The 739-nt window shown below is 34.9% G+C and carries 1 protein-coding gene; it reads right to left on the bottom strand.

What is annotated here, in order from left to right; genetic code table 11:
- Position 1: 1 nt before the first annotated feature.
- A complete protein-coding gene (locus ACERC5_RS10145) occupies positions 2-490 on the bottom strand; it encodes a sigma-70 family RNA polymerase sigma factor (RefSeq protein WP_373659705.1) in 489 nt (162 codons plus the stop codon).
- Positions 491-739 lie beyond the last annotated feature (249 nt).

The following is a 739-nucleotide window of genomic DNA, read 5'->3' as shown; positions in this document are numbered from 1 at the left end:
ATCACTCACCTTCAAGTTGTTTGATTAATTTTTTCACTTTTGTAATGATATTCTTTTTCCCTTTAAAAGCATTTCCGGAAGCGAGTTTTTGGACAAGATTCCACTCTTCGTTAGTAAGTAATTTTTTAAGTCTATCAAGACTATCTTTAAAGCAGATGAATTCATCAAGCAAGATTTCAGGATTAGGAATAAGGTGAGCAACCTCGCTAATATCTTCGTAAGAGAGTTTGTTTAACTGTCTCTTTTTAGACTCCTGTTTTCTTAATTCATCATTCACAAGATTAGAGAACTTAGTTTTAAAGTAGACTCTAAGTTTTTCCTGATTATCGCATAAGTCAGGTTGCTTGTCTAACAATGTATAAAGGCAAATCATGGCCTCCTGCTCCCAGTCCTCCAACTCCCAAAGTTTAATGTAGTAGAGATTTCTTAGCTTCAAGACAATAGGTCGGACAATACGGTAAGAGTTTGAAAACATCACATCAGTTAACATGGCTAACTATCTCCTTGTTTTTGATGTTTTTATTGTACGGCGATGTCTGTTCAAGCAACAGGACGCAGATGTCCCAAAGCCAAGGGAAAGAAAAAAGAAAAAAAGTGTTGACACACCTAAACGCATGTGATAAGATATAACAGTTCTCGAAAGAGAGCATGAGTCTGAGAGAGCGGACGAAAAAAACTTTTAAAAAAGTTTAAAAAAGTAGTTGACAGTTTATCTTAGATTTGATAGAATATAGGAGTT

The organism is Streptococcus sp. E24BD, assembly GCF_041807825.1.
Taxonomy (GTDB): domain Bacteria; phylum Bacillota; class Bacilli; order Lactobacillales; family Streptococcaceae; genus Streptococcus; species Streptococcus entericus.
The sequence above is the reverse complement of the archived record's forward strand: the minus strand, read 5'-3'. Positions and strand labels throughout refer to the sequence as shown.

What these genes read in the sequence shown, in the direction of transcription:
- ACERC5_RS10145 (WP_373659705.1), bottom strand. Translation starts at nt 490, where the DNA reads ATGTTAACTGATGTGATGTTTTCAAACTCTTACCGTATTGTCCGACCT.